This is a genomic window from Microbacterium sp. BLY (genome assembly GCF_017939615.1).
Lineage (GTDB): Bacteria > Actinomycetota > Actinomycetes > Actinomycetales > Microbacteriaceae > Microbacterium.
This window is the reverse complement of record NZ_JAGKSR010000001.1, coordinates 897,387-917,908: the sequence shown is the minus strand read 5'-3', so window position 1 is coordinate 917,908 and position 20,522 is coordinate 897,387. Positions and strand designations below refer to the sequence as shown.

The 20,522-nt window shown below is 69.8% G+C and carries 20 protein-coding genes; 10 read left to right on the top strand and 10 right to left on the bottom strand.

The genetic code is table 11. The features are described 5' to 3' along the window. Positions 1 to 5: 5 nt before the first annotated feature. The gene (locus KAF39_RS04720; RefSeq protein ID WP_210676178.1) at positions 6 to 671 is read left to right on the top strand and encodes an HAD hydrolase-like protein; all 666 of its coding nucleotides are present in this window, start codon (positions 6 to 8) and stop codon (positions 669 to 671) included. Positions 672 to 763: 92 nt separating this feature from the next. On the opposite strand, the gene KAF39_RS04715 is transcribed toward KAF39_RS04720, so the two are convergent. Beyond that, complete coding sequence (locus KAF39_RS04715; protein WP_017203899.1) at positions 764 to 970, bottom strand: cold-shock protein; 207 nt, start codon at positions 968 to 970, stop codon at positions 764 to 766. A 480-nt stretch (positions 971 to 1,450) separates the two neighbouring features. Between KAF39_RS04715 and KAF39_RS04710 the strand changes: the two genes are divergently transcribed. Both KAF39_RS04710 and KAF39_RS04705 read left to right on the top strand, forming a co-directional pair. Further along, positions 1,451 to 2,272, top strand: coding sequence for a shikimate 5-dehydrogenase (locus KAF39_RS04710; protein ID WP_210676177.1), 822 nt, complete (start codon positions 1,451 to 1,453; stop codon positions 2,270 to 2,272). Positions 2,273 to 2,276: 4 nt separating this feature from the next. Then, positions 2,277 to 2,975 carry an aspartate/glutamate racemase family protein gene (locus tag KAF39_RS04705; RefSeq protein ID WP_210676176.1) on the top strand — a complete coding sequence of 233 codons (699 nt, stop codon included), beginning with the start codon at positions 2,277 to 2,279 and terminating at the stop codon, positions 2,973 to 2,975. Positions 2,976 to 2,984: 9 nt separating this feature from the next. Here KAF39_RS04705 and KAF39_RS04700 read toward each other — a convergent pair whose 3' ends face one another. Further along, positions 2,985 to 3,422: an SRPBCC family protein gene (locus KAF39_RS04700; RefSeq protein WP_210676175.1), complete on the bottom strand. Its 438-nt coding sequence runs from the start codon at positions 3,420 to 3,422 to the stop codon at positions 2,985 to 2,987. Positions 3,423 to 3,569: 147 nt separating this feature from the next. Here KAF39_RS04700 and KAF39_RS04695 point away from each other — a divergent pair, with 147 nt between their 5' ends. The 3 genes from KAF39_RS04695 (at position 3,570) to KAF39_RS04685 (ending at position 6,191) form a co-directional block, all read left to right on the top strand. Continuing rightward, a complete protein-coding gene (locus KAF39_RS04695; RefSeq protein WP_210676174.1) occupies positions 3,570 to 4,889 on the top strand; it encodes a cytochrome P450 in 1,320 nt (439 codons plus the stop codon). Positions 4,890 to 4,971: 82 nt separating this feature from the next. Next, positions 4,972 to 5,217 carry a hypothetical protein gene (locus KAF39_RS04690; protein WP_210676173.1) on the top strand — a complete coding sequence of 82 codons (246 nt, stop codon included), beginning with the start codon at positions 4,972 to 4,974 and terminating at the stop codon, positions 5,215 to 5,217. Next, positions 5,214 to 6,191, top strand: coding sequence for an SRPBCC family protein (locus tag KAF39_RS04685; RefSeq protein WP_210676172.1), 978 nt, complete (start codon positions 5,214 to 5,216; stop codon positions 6,189 to 6,191). Before KAF39_RS04690 ends, KAF39_RS04685 begins: the two co-directional genes overlap by 4 nt. 8 nt (positions 6,192 to 6,199) lie before the next feature. On the opposite strand, the gene KAF39_RS04680 is transcribed toward KAF39_RS04685, so the two are convergent. Next, positions 6,200 to 6,493 (bottom strand): hypothetical protein, encoded by a 294-nt coding sequence (locus KAF39_RS04680; RefSeq protein WP_210676171.1) that lies wholly within the window; start codon positions 6,491 to 6,493, stop codon positions 6,200 to 6,202. Positions 6,494 to 6,639: 146 nt separating this feature from the next. Next, complete coding sequence (locus tag KAF39_RS16105) at positions 6,640 to 6,774, bottom strand: hypothetical protein (protein ID WP_256209374.1); 135 nt, start codon at positions 6,772 to 6,774, stop codon at positions 6,640 to 6,642. Positions 6,775 to 7,167: 393 nt separating this feature from the next. Here KAF39_RS16105 and KAF39_RS04675 point away from each other — a divergent pair, with 393 nt between their 5' ends. From KAF39_RS04675 to KAF39_RS04660, 4 genes are all read left to right on the top strand, one after another. Beyond that, complete coding sequence (locus KAF39_RS04675; RefSeq protein WP_210676170.1) at positions 7,168 to 7,497, top strand: hypothetical protein; 330 nt, start codon at positions 7,168 to 7,170, stop codon at positions 7,495 to 7,497. Between the two features lie 46 nt (positions 7,498 to 7,543). Beyond that, positions 7,544 to 8,017 (top strand): MarR family winged helix-turn-helix transcriptional regulator, encoded by a 474-nt coding sequence (locus tag KAF39_RS04670; RefSeq protein ID WP_210676169.1) that lies wholly within the window; start codon positions 7,544 to 7,546, stop codon positions 8,015 to 8,017. After that, positions 8,014 to 8,817, top strand: coding sequence for an SDR family oxidoreductase (locus KAF39_RS04665; protein ID WP_210676168.1), 804 nt, complete (start codon positions 8,014 to 8,016; stop codon positions 8,815 to 8,817). Before KAF39_RS04670 ends, KAF39_RS04665 begins: the two co-directional genes overlap by 4 nt. A gap of 123 nt (positions 8,818 to 8,940) precedes the next feature. Beyond that, entirely contained in the window at positions 8,941 to 10,080 is a 1,140-nt protein-coding gene (locus tag KAF39_RS04660) for a calcium:proton antiporter (RefSeq protein ID WP_246878231.1), read from the top strand. 6 nt (positions 10,081 to 10,086) lie between these two features. On the opposite strand, the gene KAF39_RS04655 is transcribed toward KAF39_RS04660, so the two are convergent. The 6 genes from KAF39_RS04655 to KAF39_RS04630 form a co-directional block, all read right to left on the bottom strand. Next, on the bottom strand, positions 10,087 to 10,557 hold the full coding sequence (locus KAF39_RS04655) for a hypothetical protein (RefSeq protein WP_210676166.1): 471 nt from the start codon (positions 10,555 to 10,557) through the stop codon (positions 10,087 to 10,089). Between the two features lie 65 nt (positions 10,558 to 10,622). Further along, positions 10,623 to 16,907 carry a GEVED domain-containing protein gene (locus KAF39_RS04650; RefSeq protein WP_210676165.1) on the bottom strand — a complete coding sequence of 2,095 codons (6,285 nt, stop codon included), beginning with the start codon at positions 16,905 to 16,907 and terminating at the stop codon, positions 10,623 to 10,625. A 316-nt stretch (positions 16,908 to 17,223) separates the two neighbouring features. Continuing rightward, on the bottom strand, positions 17,224 to 17,373 hold the full coding sequence (locus KAF39_RS04645) for an LPXTG cell wall anchor domain-containing protein (RefSeq protein WP_210676164.1): 150 nt from the start codon (positions 17,371 to 17,373) through the stop codon (positions 17,224 to 17,226). Positions 17,374 to 17,404: 31 nt separating this feature from the next. Then, entirely contained in the window at positions 17,405 to 18,379 is a 975-nt protein-coding gene (locus tag KAF39_RS04640; protein ID WP_210676163.1) for a hypothetical protein, read from the bottom strand. After that, the gene (locus KAF39_RS04635; RefSeq protein WP_210676162.1) at positions 18,376 to 18,984 is read right to left on the bottom strand and encodes an RNA polymerase sigma factor; all 609 of its coding nucleotides are present in this window, start codon (positions 18,982 to 18,984) and stop codon (positions 18,376 to 18,378) included. Before KAF39_RS04635 ends, KAF39_RS04640 begins: the two co-directional genes overlap by 4 nt. 491 nt (positions 18,985 to 19,475) lie before the next feature. Continuing rightward, entirely contained in the window at positions 19,476 to 20,510 is a 1,035-nt protein-coding gene (locus KAF39_RS04630) for a hypothetical protein (protein WP_210676161.1), read from the bottom strand. Positions 20,511 to 20,522: the final 12 nt, after the last annotated feature.

Here is a 20,522-nt window from a genome sequence, read left to right as displayed (position 1 = left end):
GAGGCATGCCCTCTTCGCCATACTCGTGTGTGCTCTGGGACGTCGACGGGACCATCGTCGACGCCTCGGTCGGGATCCTGCGTCGCCTGAACATCGCCCTGACGCACTTCGGCCACCCGGCGCCGACGCGCGAGGAGCTCGTGCACTGGATCGGCCCTCCCATGTTCCAGTCCTTCCAGGACCAGGCGGGGATGACGCCGGAGCAGTCGACCGAGGCCGTGGCGTTCTACCGCACCCTCGGCAAGGCGGACGGGTACACGACCGACGTGCAGACGTATCCGGGGGTCGCCGAGCTGATCCATGACCTGCACGCGGCGGGCGTGCCCCAGGCGACGGCGAGCTCGAAGCCGGAGAACCAGGTCGACGCCCTCGTCGACCACTTCGGGCTCCGGCCGTCGTTCCTCACGACCGTGGGGGCCACGCCGGACGAGGCGACGCTCGCATCCAAGACCGACATCGTCGCCGAGGCCCTCCGCCGGCTCCGGGAACTCGGGGCCGACACATCGCGTCCGGTGCTCGTCGGCGACCGGCACCACGACGTCGAGGGCGGACGCGCGAACGGCGTGCCGGTGATCTTCGTCGGCTGGGGTTTCAGCGACCCGCACGAGGGCGACGACGCGGCATTCCGCGTGACGTCCGTGGCCGAACTGCGCGCACTCCTCCTGCCCTGACCGGCCCGAGCGGCCCTCAGGAAGACGAAACTCCCCGCCGGATCAGCGCCTGCGCGTGAATCCGACGGGGAGTTCCCGGTGTTCCGTCCGCCTCAGACGGGGCGGATGTTCTCTGCCTGCAGGCCCTTGGGGCCCTGCGCCACATCGAACTCGACCCGCTGGTTCTCTTCGAGAGAGCGGTAGCCGGATGACTGGATGGCGGAGTAGTGCGCGAAGACGTCAGCGCCTCCGTCGTCGGGGGAGATGAAGCCGAAGCCCTTCTCCGAGTTGAACCACTTGACCGTGCCCTGGGTGCTCATGTACTGCCTGTTCTGCTGATGTAGAAGCCGACGCAGGGGTGCACCGACATCGCTAACGCTAGTGGAGGGGACCCCTCGCGGAATAGACGTCACGAGAAGGTAATCCAAATGTTGCACGAGCGGAAGTGCCCGGAAAATGGTGTGGCCCTCACCGCGGGGGGAGCGATGAGGGCCGAAGACGACCGGAGGGTGCGTCAGGAACAGCCTAACCCCTCCGCGGCGTTCTTGTCCCCCTTTTGGGGGACAAATCTGAAAAACCTCGGGACCATCGAAGAGAGAGCGGCCCTCTCGAGGAGTCCATTGGGGACTGAACTACTCGAGAGGGCCCAATCGCATGCACGGATCGTCCGGCCCGTGGGGAGGGCCTCCGCCTCCTGGGGAGAGGCGTAGACGATCGATCCCCTTGCATGCACCTTCACCCTAGGGGAGGACGGGATCTCCCGCCACGGACCTTGACATCGGCAGCGGTAGCCTGATCCGGTGACCATGCTGAACAAGGACATGACGCTGTGCATCTCGCTGTCGGCACGGCCGAGCAACAACGGCACGCGCTTCCACAACCACCTGTACGAGGCGCTCGGCCTGAACTGGATCTACAAGGCCTTCGCGCCGACGGACCTGGCGCAGGCGATCGCCGGCGTGCGCGGACTCGCGATCCGCGGGTGCGCGATCTCGATGCCCTATAAAGAGGACGTCATCGCCCTCGTGGACCGCATGGATCCCTCCGCCCGGGCGATCGAGTCCGTCAACACGATCGTGAACGACGACGGCGTCCTCACGGCGTACAACACCGACTACACCGCGATCGCGCAGCTCCTGGCCGGCGCCGGCATCGATCCCGCGGCCTCGGTCCTCCTGCGGGGGTCGGGCGGCATGGCGAAAGCCACGGTCGCGGCCTTCCGCGACGCCGGATTCACCGACGTCACGATCGTCGCCCGCAACGAGACCGCGGGTCGCGCCCTGGCAGAGCTGTACGGATTCGCCTGGCGTCCGGAGGTCGGGGACGCGACGGCGAACGTGATCGTGAACGTCACCCCGATCGGCATGGCGGGAGGAACGGAAGCAGACGCGCTCGCGTTCCCGCCGCCGACCATCGATGCCGCCACGGTGGTGTTCGACGTCGTCGCGCTGCCGGCAGAGACCCCGCTCATCGCCGCCGGGCGGGCCGCAGGCAAGACCGTGATCTCGGGAGCCGAGGTCGCGACTCGGCAGGCACTGGAGCAGTTCGTCCTCTACACCGGCATCCGCCCCTCGGCGGAGCAGGTGCGCGCCGCCGAGGAGTACATGCGGGCGGGGGCGTGACCCGATGAAGACCATCGGCGTGCTCGGCGGCATGAGCTGGGAGTCGTCGCTGGAGTGGTACCGCCTGGCCAACGAACGCGTCCGCGCCCTGCGCGGGGGACACCACTCGGCCCGCATCCTGCTCGACTCGCTCGACTTCGCCGACATCGAGGCGATGCAGGCTCGAGACGACTGGGACGCCGCCGCCGGACTGCTCGCCGCCCGCGCACGGGCGCTTCAGACCGCCGGCGCCGAACTGCTCGTCCTCGCCACGAACACCATGCACCTGGTCGCCGACCGCATCGCTGCCGCCGTCGACATCCCGTTCCTCCACATCGCGGACGCGACGGCCGCCGCGGTGACCGACGCGGGGCTCGGTCGGGTCGGGCTGCTGGGCACCGCCTTCACGATGGAGCGGCCGTTCTACACCGAACGCCTCGCCGCCCACGGCATCGAGATCCTCGTGCCGGAGGCGGACGACCGCCGCGTGGTGCACGCGGTCATCTACGACGAGCTCGTCCACGGCATCATCCGCGACGAATCGCGTCGACGCTTCGTCGAGGTCATCGACCGGCTCGTCGCCCGCGGCGCGGACGGCGTGATCCTGGGGTGCACGGAGATCGAACTCCTCGTCTCCGCGGCGGATACGTCGGTGCCGGTGTTCCCGACGACCGCCCTGCATGTGGAGGCGGCCGTCGCGGCCGCGATGGGGCCGACGCGCTGAGTATCCGCGTCAGGACGCGCGGCCCTCGGCGAGGTAGCCGAGGCGCTGCAGGGTCTCGGCGTTACGCCAGCGGAGCATCGGCGTGGTCAGGAATCGGGGGAGCAGCGTCGCCGGTCCTCTGACCGGCTCCTCGTCGATGCGCACCTGGCACCCGGTCGGCGTCGTGCGCGCACGGATCGTCACCTGCGCCTCCCCCACGGGCCACCCGCGCGCCCGCATCACCGCCCGATGCGGCGGATGCCATTCCAGGAGCTCGGTCGTGTCGTCGAGCAGCGCCGGCCACGTACCGACGGAATGATGCAGCTGTGCCCCGGCCGCCGGCCAGGAATCGTCGACGTCGCGCATGCGCGAGGCACCGACGACCCACGCCGGGTAGAGCCAGCCGTTCGCCAGCACGCGGAACACGTCATGGGTCGTGCATGTCAGGTCGCGGGTGTTGGTGGCCATGGTTCCTCCGTTCCGCGTCCATCCTCCGCACCGGCACGGTCGGGGCACAGGTGCTTGACATCGGCGGCCCCCACCGCCCGGCTAGCACAATCGGCCGGAGAACGCCTCCCCCTGGGGCGCCGTCCCGACCCGTGTCAGGGTCGATCCATGCCTCAGCGATTGACTTCCCGACTGTCCGCCGGCGTCGATGCGATCCTGCACGAGGACTCACCGTCGCTGCTCCTCCGTGGCTACGACTTCGGCGAGCGCATCTGGCGCCGCGTCCGCCCGGGCGCCCGTTCCGCCCCGATGCGCCTCCTGGGCCACCCCGCCGCCTTCGTCCGCGGGGCCGAGGGGGTGGAGCTGTTCTACGACGAGAACCGCATCGCGCGGGACGGGGCCATGCCGGGCCTCATCCGCGAACCCCTGTTCGGTCACGGGTCGGTGCACTCTCTCGACGGCACCGCCCACCGGCACCGCAAGGCCACGTTCGTCGAGGCGGCGTACGAGGACGCGCAGGTCGAACGGCTCACGCCCTTCCTCGAGCAGGAGTGGGCCGCAGAGCGCGATGCATGGCGGGCCGGCGGCACCCGCAGTGCGTACGACGCGGCCGTCGGGGCGTTCGGGCGCGCGATGATGCGCTGGGCCGGGCTCCCCGGCACGGCGGCGGCCCAGACCCGCTGGTCCGCCCGACTCGCGCAGATCGTGGACGGCTTCGGGGCGCCGTACTCCCCCGCCTACGTCGAGGCCTTCGCGAACCGGATCTTCTCGGACCGTCACGCGCGACGGCTCATCGAAGCGGTTCGCGAGGGCCGGCTCCCGGCCCGCGAGGGCACCGCGCTCGCGCTGTGGGCGGCGCATCGGGACGAGAACGGCGAGCTGCTGCCCGCCCGGGTCGCCGGGGTCGAACTGCAGAACAGCATCCGTCCGATGATCGCGGCGGCACGATTCGTGGCGTTCGCCGCGAAGCAGCTGCACGACCACCCCGAGTGGCGCACCCGGATCGCCGCCGAGACCGCCGAGCGGGGATCGCTCGTGGGTGGGACGCTCGCGACGATGTTCGCGCAGGAGGTGCGCCGGACGGGGCTGTTCGTGCCCATGCTGCCGGGGCGGACCACCGCCGCGGTCGAGATCGACGGTGTGACGGTGCCGAAGGGCGGCCGGGTGGTGCTCGACATCCTCGGTACCGACACGGACGCCCGCTCGTGGTCTCATCCGGAACGCTTCGCCCCGGAGCGGTTCACCGACGTGACCGACTACGAGCAGATCACGACGTTCATCCCCCAGGGCGGAGGCGATGTCGCCACCGGCCATCGCTGCCCCGGGGAGAAGCTCGTCATCGCGGGCCTCTCCGCCGCTGTCGCCGTGCTGAGCGACCCGGAGCTCGCGGTGCTCGGCGACGGCCTCGACGTCAATCGCCGCCGCCTCCCCACCAAGCCCGCGTCCGGAGGACGGGTCTGCCCCATCACCCGGTTGACGGCCGGGTAGAGAGCGGCCGCCTCACACGGTTCGATGGGCCCATGAGCAACCTGAGTTGACAGACCGCCCAGAAGCAACCTAGGTTGACAGCATGGAGTCCCTCGACATCGCCCGCGCCGCCGCGGACACGGCCGACCCCCAGACTGGCCTGCGCGCCGTGGCATCACTGCGCACATTGGCCGACGCACTGGAACTGCGTCAGGTGGAGGCGGCCCTCCGCGCCGGGATGAGCTGGCAGGCCATCGCCGACGCCCTCGGCGTCACACGACAGGCCGTGCACAAGAAGCACAGCCGCCGGATCGACCCCACCATCCCGGTGCCGCGGAGGAACGCATGAGCCGGTTCACGCAGGCGGCCGCCACCATGCACACCCTCTCGCTCGCGGCGATGGAGGAAGCCTCTCGTCTCGGGGTGCGGGACGCCGACATCGACCACCTGCTGCTCGCCCTGACCCTCGATGCCGACCTCGGCGGACAGGTGCTGCGGCGGGCCGGCGTGCATCTCGACGCCGCCCGCGCTGCGGTCGAAGCGCAGCATGCCGGACAGCTGCAGGCCGTGGGCGTGGACGCCCCCTCCCTCGGTCCCGGCCGCATCGTCTTCCACGAGACCGACGGATACGACTGGACAGACCGGGCCCTCGCCGTGCTCACGGCCGCCTCGAGCGGCGGGCGTCGCGGTGATTCCGCGGCGGTGCTGAGGGCCCTCCTCGCCGAGCCGAGCGGCCTGATCGCCGCCATCCTCCGCCGGCTCGCCGTCACCGCGGACGGTCTCGCCGCCGACCTGGACGAAGTCGAAGCCGTGGCCGGCTCCGCACGGCCACCGCACCGCGCGTCCGGCATCACCGGCACCCGCTCGATGTTCGTGCCGGCCACGGGAGCAGATGTCTGGGCTCTGGTGTCGACGGCGGAGCGTCTTCCGGAGTGGGAGCAGAGCGTCGAGAGTGTGCATCCCGGACCGGCCGACGGCCCGTGGGAGGCGTTCGCCCCGACAACGGCGCCTGACGGACGGCCCCTCACCCGCAAGCCCTCTCTCGCGCGCATGCGGGTGACGCGCGTCGAGCGGCAGGAACCGGTGCGGGTCGCCTGGCGCTTCGAGCATCCGGACGTGCCCCGCGGGAACCCGCGCCTGCTCTCCCTGGAACTCGAGCCGGCCGCCGGCGGAACCCAGCTGCGCGCGACGCTGACGTGGGAGACGCGGCCCCGCGGCTGGTTCCTCCGGATGCTGCGTGCCCCGCTGCGCCCGCTTCTCCGAGGGCTCGTCTTCATCCAGCTCGGCCAGGTCGAGAGCGGGATCAGCAGGGTGTTCCGCTGACCGGAGCCTCAGTCCTCGCCGTGCCGGGGGCCGACGCCCGGCTCGTCGTTGTGGGTGGACTCGTAGGCGGGTTCGGGCGGGTTCTCCGATGCGGGGTCCACGCGCGCCGCGCTCCCCGCTCCGGCATCAGCGCCGGCACCACCGGCCGGGACGTCCTGCACCCCCGCGGGGTCATCGCCGCCGCGCTCGGCGAGGTGCGCCGCCACGCCGTCCCGCGAGGGTTCGCCGGCGGATTCCCGGAGGTCTTCCTCCTCGGGCAGCGACGGCTCATCCGGATGCGGGCGGGCTTCGGGGTTCGACATGACGCACTCCTCTCGTGAGGACTCCAGCGTGCGGCGCATCGGCGCGCGGGGCAGGCCCGTTGACAGCACCGTGTCCTCCGGGTAGATCGCGCGGCCCCGACGCCGGCGGGCGCGGAGGAAGACCTCGCACCCGCCGGCTCGAGTCCTCAGCTCTTCGCGCCCTTGCGAGGCTTGAGGAACTCGTCCGGGGCGTTCTTCGCGCGCTTCGCGGCCCGCTTCTCCTTGAGCGAGAGCTGCGGCTCCTTCTTTCCGGCGCGACCGGGTGTGGACTTTCCTGACATGGCGCTTCCCCTTCGTGACTGGCTGGCGTAACCCCTGACCATACCCGGAAGCCCAGGGAAGTCAAATTGCCTTCTGAACGGGAAAAAACGGGGGGAGAAAACCCTTGTTTTGAATGACTAAAAATAGCGTGGTATGGTCGAGACACACCGCCGGTCGGGTCGCGCGCTCCCCGTCACACAGACGGTCATCGTCCCAGACGCGACAGCGAACCGGGTCCGCCACCACCGAGGACATCACCCGCTTCGGCGTGCGCATCGCGAGGGACCCCGGTCCCTCGGCGGGAGCCTGCCCACCCGACCCTGAGAGAGGAATCCCATGGACAAGACACGCCGGATCGATCACGGCGGAGCGCAGCCCGCCCCGCACACCTGCGACCGCCGAGGAGGTGCCGCATGAGGCGCCGGAGCCGGACCGATGTCGCGGAGCACACCGAAGCCGTGCTGCGTCTGCGACCGGCCGAACTGTACGCGACCGCCCCTTTCGCCCCGGAAGGCGACCGCTTCGTCGCCGAGCTCGCGTCGCCCGCGCTCGGCGCCTGCTCGTTCGTGCTGGGACCGCAGGGCACTCCGCCTCCCGCCTGGATCGTGCTCGACTACGCCGACGGGCACCAGCGCCGGTGGCGCCGCACCCGGCGCACGGGCGACCGACCCTTCTTCACACTCGTGGAGGAGACCGCCACCGCGGGCTACGTCAGCGACATCCGTCCCGCCCTCGCCTCCTGAGGGCCGGATAGTTGCCTGAGGCAACTTTGCGGCGTACGATGAAGGCGTGACCGTCGGCGGAGATGTCGCCGACATCCACGAGGCCCTCGTCCGCGTGGTGTCGGCATGGAGCGAGAGCGACCTGCAGCAGCAGGTCGCCGACGCGGTCGACGTCGCCCTCGACCCGTCCGCCATCCGGGCGCTGTACCTGCTCGGCCGGAACGGCGGCTCCCTCCGCTCGGGCGAACTCGCGGCCCATGCCGCGATGTCCCGTCCGACGACATCGAAGCTCGTCGCCCGGATGACCGCCCAGGGCGTCGTCGATCCCGTGCGCGCGGGACGTCGCGTCGAGGTCCGGCTCACCCCCGCGGGCCGCCGGGCGTACGAGCGGCTCGTCTCCGCCGGCCACGGCCTGGTCGTCGACGCCCTCACCGACTGGTCGCCGCAGGAGATCGAGGGCTTCCGCCGTCAGCTCACCCGCTTCGTCACCGCACTGTCCGGCACGGAGCCGGGCGTGACCACCAAGGAGGAAACCTCATGACCCGCACGTATGTCGTCACCGGATCCGCATCCGGCATCGGCGCCGCCACCACCGAGCTGCTCCGCTCGCAGGGCCACACCGTCATCGGCGTCGACCTCGCCGGCGCGGAGGTCGAGGGCGACCTGTCGACCAAGGAAGGCCGCCTGGCTGCGGCGCGCACCGCCGTCGAGACGGCCGACGACGGAATCGACGCGGTCATCGCCTGCGCCGGCATCTCGGCCCCGATCTCGAAGACCATGTCCATCAACTTCTTCGGCGTGACCGAGTTCCTCACGGCGCTGCAGCCCACCCTCAGCCTCGCGGACGCACCGCGCGCCGCCGTGGTGTCGTCGATGGCCTCGCTCCAGCCCGTCTCGCCCGAGCTCGTCGATGCCGCGCTCGCCGGCGACGAGGCGCGCGCGATCGAGATCGGAGACCGGCTGGCCACGACGCCGGAAGCCGGGTTCCTCAACTATTCCTCCAGCAAGCGGGCGCTGTCGCGCTGGGTCCGTCGCGAGAGCATCACCCCGGCCTGGGCGGGAGCGGGCATCCCGCTGAACGCCGTCGCCCCCGGCACCGTCACCACGGCGATGACGGCCGGCCTGCTCTCCTCGCCCGAGGGCCTGGCCATGGTCGACGCCGCGGTGCCGATGCCCCTGAACTACCACCAGCCGGCGTCGTCGATCGCCGAACTGCTCGTCTGGCTGACGAGCCCGGTCAACACCCACATGGCGGGCCAGACCATCTACTGCGACGGCGGTGCCGACGCCGTGCTGCGCGGCGACGACATCTGGTCCTGGAACGACGCCCCGCAGGGCTGAGGTCCCGCGCTGCTCAGCCGTTGTTCCGGGAGCGCCGGTATCCTTGAGGGGTCTCCGGCACCCGGAGCAGCGGACGAGGGAGCAGTACCCGCCACCGACGACTGCCTCATGAAGGAGTCCGTCATGATCCGGTCGTTCATCACCCGCGCCGACGTGTTGCGCGTGGCCCTGGGGTGGGGGGCGTTCGTCGCCGTGCTCGTCCTGCACCCGCTGCTCGCGCCGCCGGTCGCCGGGCCCCTGCTGGTGGTCGCCCTGGTGGCGATCGTCGCCGTCATCCTCGTGTGCGCGTTCGGTGTGGTGCAGCAGGCGGAGGCCCTCGCCCACCGGCTCGGCGATCCGTACGGCTCCCTCGTGCTGACCCTGTCGATCGTGCTCATCGAGGTCATCCTCATCTCCGCGGTCATGCTCGGCCCGGGCGAGCACGCCACCATCGCGCGCGACTCGGTCATGGCCGTGTCGATGATCATCCTCAACCTCATCATCGGTCTGGCGCTGCTCCTCGGCGGACTCCGCCACCGCGGGATGGCGCACAACCGCACGGGCACGTCGGCCTACCTGTCGATGCTCGTGGTCCTCGTCGCGGTGGCGTTCGGGCTTCCCGGGCTCATCGGTGACGACGGGGCGTACACGATCCCCCAGGAGATCCCGATCATCGCGCTGACCCTCGCGCTGTACGCGTTCTTCCTGTTCCGGCAGATGGGTGCGCAGGCCGAGGACTTCACCGAGGTGGACGAACGACTGCGAGGCCCCGCGGCCGCGACGGAGACGGCCGCACCGCGGCTCCCCATCGGGCAGGTGCTCGCCACCCATCGCACGGAGGTGCTGACCCGCCTCGTCCTCCTCGTCGTGACCGTCGTGCCCATCGTGCTGCTCTCCCATGACATGGCGGCACTGCTCGACGACGGTCTCGGACGGCTCGGTGCTCCCGTGGCCCTCGCGGGCCTCCTCATCGCGGGCATCGTGTTCCTGCCGGAGTCGATCACCGCGATCCGTGCCGCCCGGAACGGCGAGGCGCAGCGCGTGAGCAACCTCTGCCACGGGGCCCTCGTGTCGACGGTCGGCCTGACCATCCCCGCCGTCCTCCTGATCGGCATGCTCACCGGGCAGCAGGTCGTGCTCGCCGAGTCCCCCGCGAACCTGCTCATGCTCGCGGTGACGCTCCTCCTGTCGGTGACGACGTTCGCGGCGAAGCGGGTCACCGCGATGCACGGCGCCGCGCACCTGGCGACCTTCGCCGTCTACGTCCTCATCCTGTTCAGCTGACGCGCCTCACGATGCCGCGCCGACGCCGCGGAGGGCGCAGAGGGTGGTGCTCGGCGCGGTGAAGTCGGCGGTGACCGTCCACTTCTCCTCCTCCCCCGCGGCGACGTCCACCGTGGTCTGGCCGGAGCCCACCACGGTCGCGGCGTCGGTCGTGAAGAACACCGTCACGACGTAGGTGGCGTCGTCGTCCGTCGGATTGCCGACCACACCGGTGGCCGTGCCCGTCCCTTCGTCCGACTCGCAGGAGGTGATCTGCGTTCCCGCGCGCACCTCAGGGCTGTCCGGGACATCGTCAGGGACGCTCGTGGCGGCGACCACGCCCGGGCCCTCTCCGGGGATCTGCGGCGCACCGGACGCGGTGGTCGGCGTGGGCTGAGGGTCGTTGGGCGCCGAGGTGCACGCGGCGAGCGCGATCCCGATGGCCACGAGCGGCACCAGCGCGGCCGCCGTCCGACGGACGTGAGCTCTGCGAGACATGGGTCCTCCTCTCGTGCCGCCGTCCGCGACGAGTGCCTTCGACTCGTCGCGGACGGCGGACTCGGTTACTGCTGCTCGTGATCCTCTTCGCGGCGGCGCAGTCCTCGGGTGAGTCCGAGGCCGAGACCCGCGAGGATCATCAGCCCGCCGAGGAGCAATCCCCCGGCCGAGAGCACACCGCCGGTGACCGCGAGTCCGGACGGGGGCGGAGGCAGCACGCGGGTGAACGTCTGCGACGACGGCGGGTCGACGGGTCCGCCCGGGGTGTTCCCGGTGGCCGTCGCCACGTTGCGCACGCCCCCGCGGCGGACGTCATCCGCGGTGACCGTGTGCAGGGGCACCGTGCACGTCATCTCCTCTCCCGAGGCGAGGCTCGTCGCCGGACACGTCACGGGACCGGCGGTCGGATCGGTCACGACGATGTCGTCGACCGTCTGCGCACCGATGTTCGTGACGATGATCGTCCACTCCACCCGGTCGCCCGGGTCGGTGCGGCCGTTGCCGTTCACATCGACCGCGGTGGCCCGCTTCTCGATGTCGAGCCCGTTGGTCCCGTCGAAGGGAACCCGCACGGTGGACGGCGGCGACACCGGCGGCTCACCGCCGCCCGGCGGGTTGCCGGTCGCCGTGGCGGTGTTCGTGAGAGCCCCGGAATCCACATCGGCCTGCGTGGTCGTGTACGTCGCCGAACACGTCACCGTCTGGCCGGGGAGCATGCTGCTCGCCTCCTCCGGGCAATCCACCGGCGACAGGCCGCCGGTTCCCGAGAAGTCGCCCTCGTCGACCGCGACGTCTGTCAACGTCACGTTGCCGGTGTTGGTGACGACGAAGTCGTACCGGAGCGTCTGGCCCACCGTGGTCATCGTCGCGGGCGTCGCCGACTTGACGATGCTCAGGTCCGGCGCCGGAAGCGCGGGAACCCGCGCCTGCGACGGCGGAGACACCGGCGGAACCAGGTCGCCGGGCGGCACACCGGTCGCCGTGGCGGTGTTGGTCACCTGACCCGCATCGATGTCGGCCTGCGTGAGCTCGTACGTGGCGGTGCAGATGATCTGCGCTGCCGGAGCCATCGACGCCGCGCCTGCCGGGCAGACGATGTCGGACATCGTGCCCGTCCCGGAGAACGACCCCTCGTCCACCGTGACGTCCGTGAGGGTGACGTTGCCCGTGTTCGTCACGACGAAGGAGTAGGTCACCTCCTGGCCCACCTCGTAGGCATCGGGGCTGTCGGGGGTGGCCGACTTGACCACCGTGATCGCCGGTGTGCGGTCGCCGGGGACCACGACGGTCGACGGCGGCGACACCGGAGGCTCGCCGCCTCCCGGCGGGGTGCCCGTCACGGTCGCGGCGTTGGTGATCTGTCCCGCGTCCATGTCCGCCTGCGTCACCACGTAGGGAGCGGTGCAGGTGACCTGGGCGCCCGGCGCGAGCGACGACGCCGCATCCGGACACGTGACGACCGGCGGAGTGCCCGTCCCGGTGAACGCCCCCTCGTCCACCGCGACATCGGTGAGCGTGACGTTGCCGGTGTTGGTCACGAGGAAGGAGTACGTGATCGTCTGCCCCGCGGCGGTGATCGTCGATCGATCGGCGGTCTTCACCACGGTGAGGGCCGGCTGCGGATCCGACGGGACCTCGACCTCGGACGGCGGCGACACCGGCGGCTCACCGCCACCCGGCGGCGTGCCGGTGACCGTGGCGGCGTTCGTCACGCCCCCGGCGTCCACATCCGCCTGGGTCACCACGTACTCCGCGGTGCAGGTCACCTGGGCACCCGGCGCGAGCGATGCCGCTCCCGCCGGACACTCGGCGACCGGCGCAGTCCCGGTGCCGGAGAACGAGGTCTCCGTCACGGTCGCATCGGTGATGGTCACGTTCCCGGTGTTCGTCACGAGGAAGGAGTACGTGATCGTCTGGCCCGCGGCGGTGATCGTGGTGCGATCCGCCGTCTTCACCACCGACAGCCCGGGCGCGGGCTCACCCGGCACCAGCACGGTCGACGGAGGGGAGACCGGCGGCTCACCGCCGCCGGGCGGGGTGCCCGTGACGGTCGCGGTGTTCAAAAGCTGTCCGGCGTCCATGTCCGCCTGGGTCACGACATACGGCGCCGTGCAGGTGACCTGGGCTCCGGGCGCCAGTGACGACGCCTCGGACGGGCAGGTGACGACCGGCGGAGTGCCCGTGCCGGAGAACGACGTCTCCGTCACGGTCGCATCCGTGATGGTCACGTTGCCGGTGTTCGTCACGAGGAACGAATACGTGATCGTCTGGCCCGCGGCGGTGATCGTGGTGCGATCGGCGCTCTTCACGACCGTCATCGCCGGCTGGGGATCGGACGGGACCTCGACCTCGGACGGCGGGGACACCGGCGGCTCACCACCACCCGGAGGGTTCCCCGTCACCGTCGCGGCATTGGTCACCCCACCCGCATCCACATCCGCCTGCGTCACGACATACTCCGCCGTGCAGGTCACCTGAGCACCCGGCGCCAGCGACGACGCCTCCGACGGACACGTCACCACCGGAGCCGTCCCCGTACCCGAGAACGACGTCTCGGTCACGGTCGCATCCGTGATCGTCACGTTCCCGGTGTTCGTCACGAGGAACGAATACGTGATCGTCTGCCCCGCAGCCGTGATCGTGGTGCGATCGGCGCTCTTCACGACCGTCATCGCCGGCTGCGGGTCTCCCGGCAGCTCCACCGACGACGGGGGCGACACCGGCGGCTCGCCGGAGGGCGGCGTGCCGGTCGCGGTGGCCGTGTTGGTGAGCCGGCCCGCATCCACGTCCGCCTGCGTGAGGGTGTACGTGGCGGTGCAGGTGACCTGTGCGCCCGGAGCGAGCGACGCCGCATCGGCCGGACAGGTGATCGGCGACATGTCGCCCGACCCGGAGAACGCCGTCTCGTTCACGGTCACGTCGGTCAACGTGACGTTGCCCGTGTTGGTCACCACGAACGAGTAGGTGATCTCCTGGCCCACGTCGTAGTCTGCCGCGGTGTTCGGAGAGGCCGACTTCACGACCGTGATCCCGGGCGACTCGATCGACGGCACGACGACCGTGGACGGTGGCGACACCGGCGGCGTGCCGGGACCGGGCGGGTTGCCCGTCACCGTGGCGGTGTTCGTGACACCCCCGGCGTCCACGTCCTCCTGGGTCACCACGTATGGCGCGGTGCACGTCACCGTGGCTCCGGGAGCCAGCGAGGCGGCCTCGGCGGGACAGGTCGCGACCGGCGCGGCGCCCGTGCCGGTGAACGCGGTCTCCGTGACGGCGACGTCGGTCAGGGTCACGTTGCCCGTGTTCGTGATGAGGAACGAGTAAGTGATGGTCTGCCCGGCCGCGGTGATCTCCGTGCGGTCGGCCGTCTTGGCGACGGTCAGAGCCGGGGCCGGCGGGACCGTGACGATCGCGGTCGACGGCGGGGACACCGGCGGCTCACCCTCTCCCGGGGGCGTCCCGGTCGCGGTGGCCGTGTTGGTGATCTGTCCCGCATCGATGTCGGCCTGCGTGGTCGTGTACGTCGCGGTGCAGGTGATCTGCGCGGAGGGCGCAAGAGATGCCGCACCGGCAGGGCACGTGATGGCCGGAGCCGTCCCGGTCCCGGTGAAGGCCGTCTCGGTCACGGTGACATCCGTGAGCGTGACGTTGCCCGTGTTGGTCACCAGGAAGGAGTACGTGATGGGCGTGCCGACCGTCGACACGGTGGCGGGATCGGCGGACTTCACGACCGTGATGGCCGGCGATTCGATGGCCGGCACCACGACCGACGACGGCGGCGACACCGGCGGCTCGCCGCCTCCCGGCGGGGTGCCGGTGCCGGTGGCGGTGTTCGTCAGCACTCCGGCGTCCATATCCGCCTGGGTCACCACATAGGGCGCCGTGCAGGTCACGGAGTCACCGGGAGCGAGCGAAGCGGCACCCGCGGGGCAGGTCACCACCGGAGCCGGACCCGTCCCGGAGAACGACACCTCGTTGACCGTGACGTCGGTGAGCGTCACGTTCCCCGTGTTGGTGAGCACGAAGGAGTAGTTGACGGTCTGTCCTGCCGCGGTGATCTCGCTCCGATCGGCGGTCTTCACCACCGTCAGGGCCGGTGCCGGCGTGACCGGGATCTCGACAGACGAGGGCGGGGACACCGGCGGCGTGCCGTCGGGCGGGGTGCCGGTGGCGGTGGCCGTGTTGGTCAGCGCGGACGTGTTGTAGTCCGCCGCGGTGACCGTGTAGGTCGCCGTGCACGTGACCTGGGCGCCGGGACTCAGCGAGGCGGCCCCGGCCGGACACGTCACATCGAGCGGGCCCGTGCCGGAGAACGCGCCCTCATCCACCGTGACGTCGGTGAGCGTGACGTTGCCGCTGTTGGTCACGAGGAACGAGTAGACGATGGTCTGCCCGGCGCCGGTGATGGCGGTCGTGTCCGCCGACTTCTCGAGCGTGATCGCCGGTGCCGGATCGACCGGCACCCGGACGGTCGACGGCGGGGAGACGGGCGGCACCAGCGACCCCGGAGGCACGCCGGTCGCGGTGGCGGTGTTGCTGACCGATCCGTTGTCCACGTCGGCCTGGGTCAGGGTGTAGGTGGCCGTACAGGTCATCTGCGCCCCGGGCGCGAGCGGCGTCGACGGACACACGGCGGGCGAGAGCGAGCCGGACCCGTCGAAGGCGGTCTCGTCGATCGAGACGTCCGTCACCGTCACGTTGCCCGTGTTGGTGACGACGAAGGAGTAGTCGATCACCTGGCCGACCACGAAGTCATCCGGGCCGGACGGCGATGCCGACTTCAGCACGGTGAGCGCGGTGTTCTGCGTCGCCGTGACGACGGCGTCGCTCGGGTTGCTCTCGACGCCGGAACCTGCTGCGGAGGTGCCGGTGGCGACGGCGGTGTTCGTGATGGTGCCCGCATCGACGTCCGCCTGCGTCGCGGCGTACGTCGCGGTACATGTCGTGCTCTCCCCGACGTCGAGCGTGCTCGCGGCGCAGCTGACCGCGCCGAGGGTGCCGGTGCCGCTGAAGGAGGTCTCGGTGATGCCGATGTCCGAGATCGCCACGTTCCCGGTGTTGGCGACGGCGAAGCTGTAGGTGATGGTCTGCCCCGCCGCGGTGATGGTCGTCGGGGTGGCCGTCTTCGTCAGCTCCAGCACGGGTGCCGCGGCAGTGATCGTGAGCGCGTAGTCCTCCACCTCACCGGGGCCGCCGGTGCCGGTCGGCGTCGAGGTCGTGAGCGTCGACCCGGCACCGAGCCGGAAGCGCGCGAACGTGGGACCGGCGACGGTCTGCGGGGCGATCCCCGACCACGTCAGTGTGAAGGACGACCCGTCCGGCGTCCCGGCCGGCACCACGACGGACGCGCCCTCGTTCGCGTCGAAGACGCCGTTGCGGTTGAAGTCCACCCAGCCGACGAGGGTGGCCGGAACCGCGGAGAGCTTGTTCGAGGCCAGCACCGAGACCGAGTAGGAGTCGGTGACGCCCGCGATGATCTCCCCGAACGCGGAGACGCCGGTCTCGTCGTCGATGGTCTGGTTGGGGGCGGTGCCGCCGACCGCGTCATCGCCGGTGGCCGTGGCGTTCGATTGCATCGCGGTCTCGGGGTCGGCCGACCAGCCCAGGTAGGTCGCGGCATTCAGCTCCTGCGAGACGGACCCGTAGCTGGCCGGCGCGTCGCCGAAGTCGTCGGCGATCGTGGTGCAGGAGGGCGTGAATCCGTCGATGCCCTCGCCACCGCCCTGGGCGCGGTACCCCCGGACGAGGATGTCGCTCGTCCCCGAGGTGCCCCCGGGCCCGCACTGCGGGGTGGGTGTGTCCAGCCCGCCGGTCGTGTTGAAGTTCTCACCCGCCGTGAGGATCGTCGGCGTGGCGGAGAGGTCGACGCGCAGCTCTCCGGCCGCGGTGAACACGAGCGGGCGGCAGGTGATCTGCACGGAGGACGGCCACCGGCTCGTGCCCACACCGACGAAGGTCGTGCCGGTGATGCGGTGCACGTAGGTGTTCGCCGGACAGGTCGCGGTCTGCACGTTGCCACGGCTCTGATCCCACGTCGGACCGGTCAGCCAGGTGGGATTGACCACCCCCGTGATCGCGCCGGTGTCGGAGACCGTGATCGTGGCGCACTGCAGGCTCAGCCGCACCAGGATCGAATTCGCATTGGTGGGATCCACGTTCTGCCGGTTCTCGGTCTGCACCCCGGTAAGCACGGTGTTCGCCGGGCACTCCGTCGGTGCGACGAGGTCCTTGTTGGAGCCGATCGTCGTCGCCTCGTACGACGGCCCGAGATACAGCTGGGCCGGGTCGCCGGGGGCCGCGGTGGCCGGGGTCACGGGCGCGACGAGCGACCCGAGGACGAGGGCGAGCATCGTCGCCACAGCCCAGGGCGCGCGCCGAGATGGCCTCCCCCTGGTTCCCCGGCCCCTCGTTCCGTTTTCGGACAGCGGACGCAGTGAAAACCGCATGAGCACTCCTGTGCATCGCCCAACCGGCCCGCCCACCAAGCTGAGATAACGCAGAGAATAATAGCCCGCCGAAGCGGGCACCAGAGGTGCTTTCGTCTATGGTTACGCGACTTTCTTCCGCGAAGAGGGTCAGCAATCTACCTGAAAGTGCATGATGATCGACGTAAGACGTCGACGGAGATCCCCCCTGCGTGCCCCGGCTACCCCGATGCGGCCCGGATCACGGGGGCCGGGCCGCATCGCACGCCCGATCCTCGAAGACCTGATCCGCCCGCCGCCGACGAGCGAAGAGGATTAGGAGCAGGCCGGCGACCAGCAGGATCACCATGGTGACGATCGCGATGGCCGGGATCGCGCCACCGGTCTGCAACGCCGAAGACGACTGCTCGCTCGAGAGGCGCCTACTCGACGTCCCAGAGTGTATAGCCGACCACACCCGCAGGAATGACGTCCTGGGCGACGGTCAGCTCATTCTCCATACCGACGATCCGGCCCGTATCGCGGGAGATGAGGACGGTGTCCTGGTAGTCCGTAGCAGGGTCGGTCACCCGCAGCCCGATTACGTCCCGCCCGAGCCTGTCCGTCGAGCTTCCCAACACGGTCACACCGCCGGCGTCGATTAGCCGGTCAATGAGGGCGGCATGCTGTTCGTTCGTCAGAGTCCAGTAACTCAGTAGCCGCCCGATACCAACCAGGACCTCACCCGATGGAGAGGAGGGCCTCACGCCAAGGCTAGTGAGCGCCCTATCCACTGACTCGCGCGACGCGTCATTCAAGTTCACGACGTCGGCCGGGATCTTCAAGTCCTCGGGCGCGGTGATGAGCTCCGTAATGGTGTCCCCCGGCTTATACGGACTCGCCTCGATACCCTCCGGTCGAACCCCGTCCGGCCAGTACGGCTCGCCGGCGACGATGGTGCTGCGGGACCCGGTCGCGGGCGCCCATTCGAACATGATGACCTGAGGGACGGATTCGATCTTCTCTTTCGCCATATCGATGCTCCATCCCCAGACAAGCGAGGAGACTCGGCGTTCTTGGTCCACGGGCACCGTCGATCCGAGTCGATCCTTCGCCTCCTGCACGACTGATGAGAGCGGCTGAGGGTTCGTGTACTGAAGAGGAGGCGGTGTGAGCGCGATGGCCTGCTGCGTCGGAGCGATAACGTTGGTTACGACGACGACGATAGCGACGATGGCCGCCACCGCAACAGCGAAGCGGCCCCAGGCCCACCCCTGCCGCTCCTGCGCGGGAGCGTGTGTCCCTCTGATGATGCTCTCGCGCACAGCGATAGCGTGAGCACTCAGCCGTTCGCTGGACGCCGGAGCCGGGTTGGCAGCACGGAACAAGCGGTCAATCTCATCGTCGGAGATGTTCACGATCTGCCCTCCCTCGGTTCCAACTGTGCACGCAGTTTGGCTCGCGCCCGAGTGAGGGTCGTCCACACGGCCGGTTGGCTGGAACGCAGGATATCGGCGATCTCGCCAGCGCTGAGCTCATCCCAGTAGGTGAGGACGACGACTTGTCGCTCGCGAGCGCTCAGCGACCTCAACGCCTCTTGCAATGCCAGCGCGTCAAGCGGGTGAATCGCGTCGGCCGCGCTTCTCAACCCCCGCGACAGAGCTTCCATCGCCCTGCTGCGCGAATGCGCCTTTCGGTCCACGTCGCGCAACTTGTTGTCGGCGGTGCGAATGAACCATCGCAGGCTCATCGGTTTACCCGCATCCAACTTCTTCCATGCCACGACGAACACCTCTGCGGCGATCTCGTTGACTTCCTCGCTGTTGTCGAGATAGCACGACAGATGCCGGTGTACCTTCGGCCAGTACTCGTCGAACAACGACCGGAACACCACTGCCTTGTTCGATGATGGCGCACCTGCGGTGGTGCTTATGGTGACAAGTGGGTACTGCTTTGCGGCAGCGGATACAGCTGAGGGGTTCGCCCCCAACCTCCGTCGCATATCTACAGCCGCCTCACTCATCGCTCGTGCCCTCAGGCTAGCCCGCTCAGAGAGTGCAGCGGAGGTTCGTCGTCCCCAGTCCGACATCGGTCGAGCTGTTCGGACCGGCCGTGCCGAGGACGGTACCGGCGGAGTTGCGGGCACGGACCAATCCAGAACCACGCCCGTTCGCGATGGACCCCACGGTCCGAAGCGCCGACGTGCTGACGTTCGTGCAGACAGAGAACGTCAGCTTCGATCCGCCCATCCCGCTTCCGCTGTATGCACAGTAGGTGCCCGTAGCGCAGTTCCCGACGCCGCGGGCTATCGTCGCCCCGGTGGTGAGAGTCATCCCCAGTTCGGGCCACACCACCGTGCTCTCATTGACGGCGATACCGCCGGGCTGTCGATCAATGTCCAGTATCGGAGGCGAACGAGTCCCTTGCGGATCCCGCGGAATCCTTACAGACCTTTTTCGGAGGCGGCGGACGGCTCGTCTGAGGCATGCGCCGACGATATGGCCGGATCCCCGGTCATGCCCCTTCGCGGATGAGGCCCGACGGGTTCTTCGTCAACAAAAGCAGGACACCAAGCGGCAGCGCCGCACATCCCATCACCACAAACTGCAACGCAGCCAACGTCACTGCCTCGAACACCGGGCCGGAAACGAACTCTGGTCGAGCAGCGACGGCAAACCCGATACCGGCCAGAGACGGGATCCAGAGAAGAAGCGCGCACTCCATCAGCAACCCGGCGGTCAACGCACCGCGCTTCGCGCCGAGCAGCCGGTAGAGCGCGAAGTCGGAGCGCCGCGAGATCCACACTCCCACAAGCATGAGCACGGCAAGACCTCCCGTTGCCAAAAGAACAGCGATGCTCGAGCGGCCCATGAAGCGGTCGTGCACACCGGACGCCGCACCTAACTGCGGTGCGAGCGGAGACACCGACGTGGCCTGCGGCGCGAACCAGTTCGTCGCAAGAGCCTCCACCCCCGCCCGGGAGGAGATCGCACTGATGACCACACACTCCGAAGCCTGCATCGAGGACGCAGGAGCCACGACCAAGACCTCTCCGTCTACGCGAGGATCCCGGTCGGACTTCGCAGGCACGGCGTCAAGGCTCACGACCCCACCGTCACTCAGCCGGATCCCGCTGCCCTCCACGAAGTGCCAGGCAGAGGCAATGCTCGCGCCAGCGACCGTAGCTGCCGTGGCGTCGACGCCCGGGTGCACGGAACGGACGTACCCGCTGGTGACGAGCCGTGCAGGGAAGCCGCCGACAGTTGGAGTGAGGGATCCGCGCGCGCCCGCGGATGCCACTCCGGCGACATGGTTCAGCTCTTCACAGCGCACCGCCGAAAGACTGGCACCCGCATCCCCGTCCGAGATGATGAAGCCCGTCCCGCCCCTGTCGAAAAGGTCCTGCTGATCGCTCGCTATCGACGACGCCTCATTGACGACCATTGCCATCGACGCGAAGGCCAGCACAAGAACAGCGAGGAACACGAACAGGGACGACGCCCAGCGTGCGCGGAGGTTCGCGAGCGTCTCGTCGAGTGCATCTCGCACACGCAACGTCCC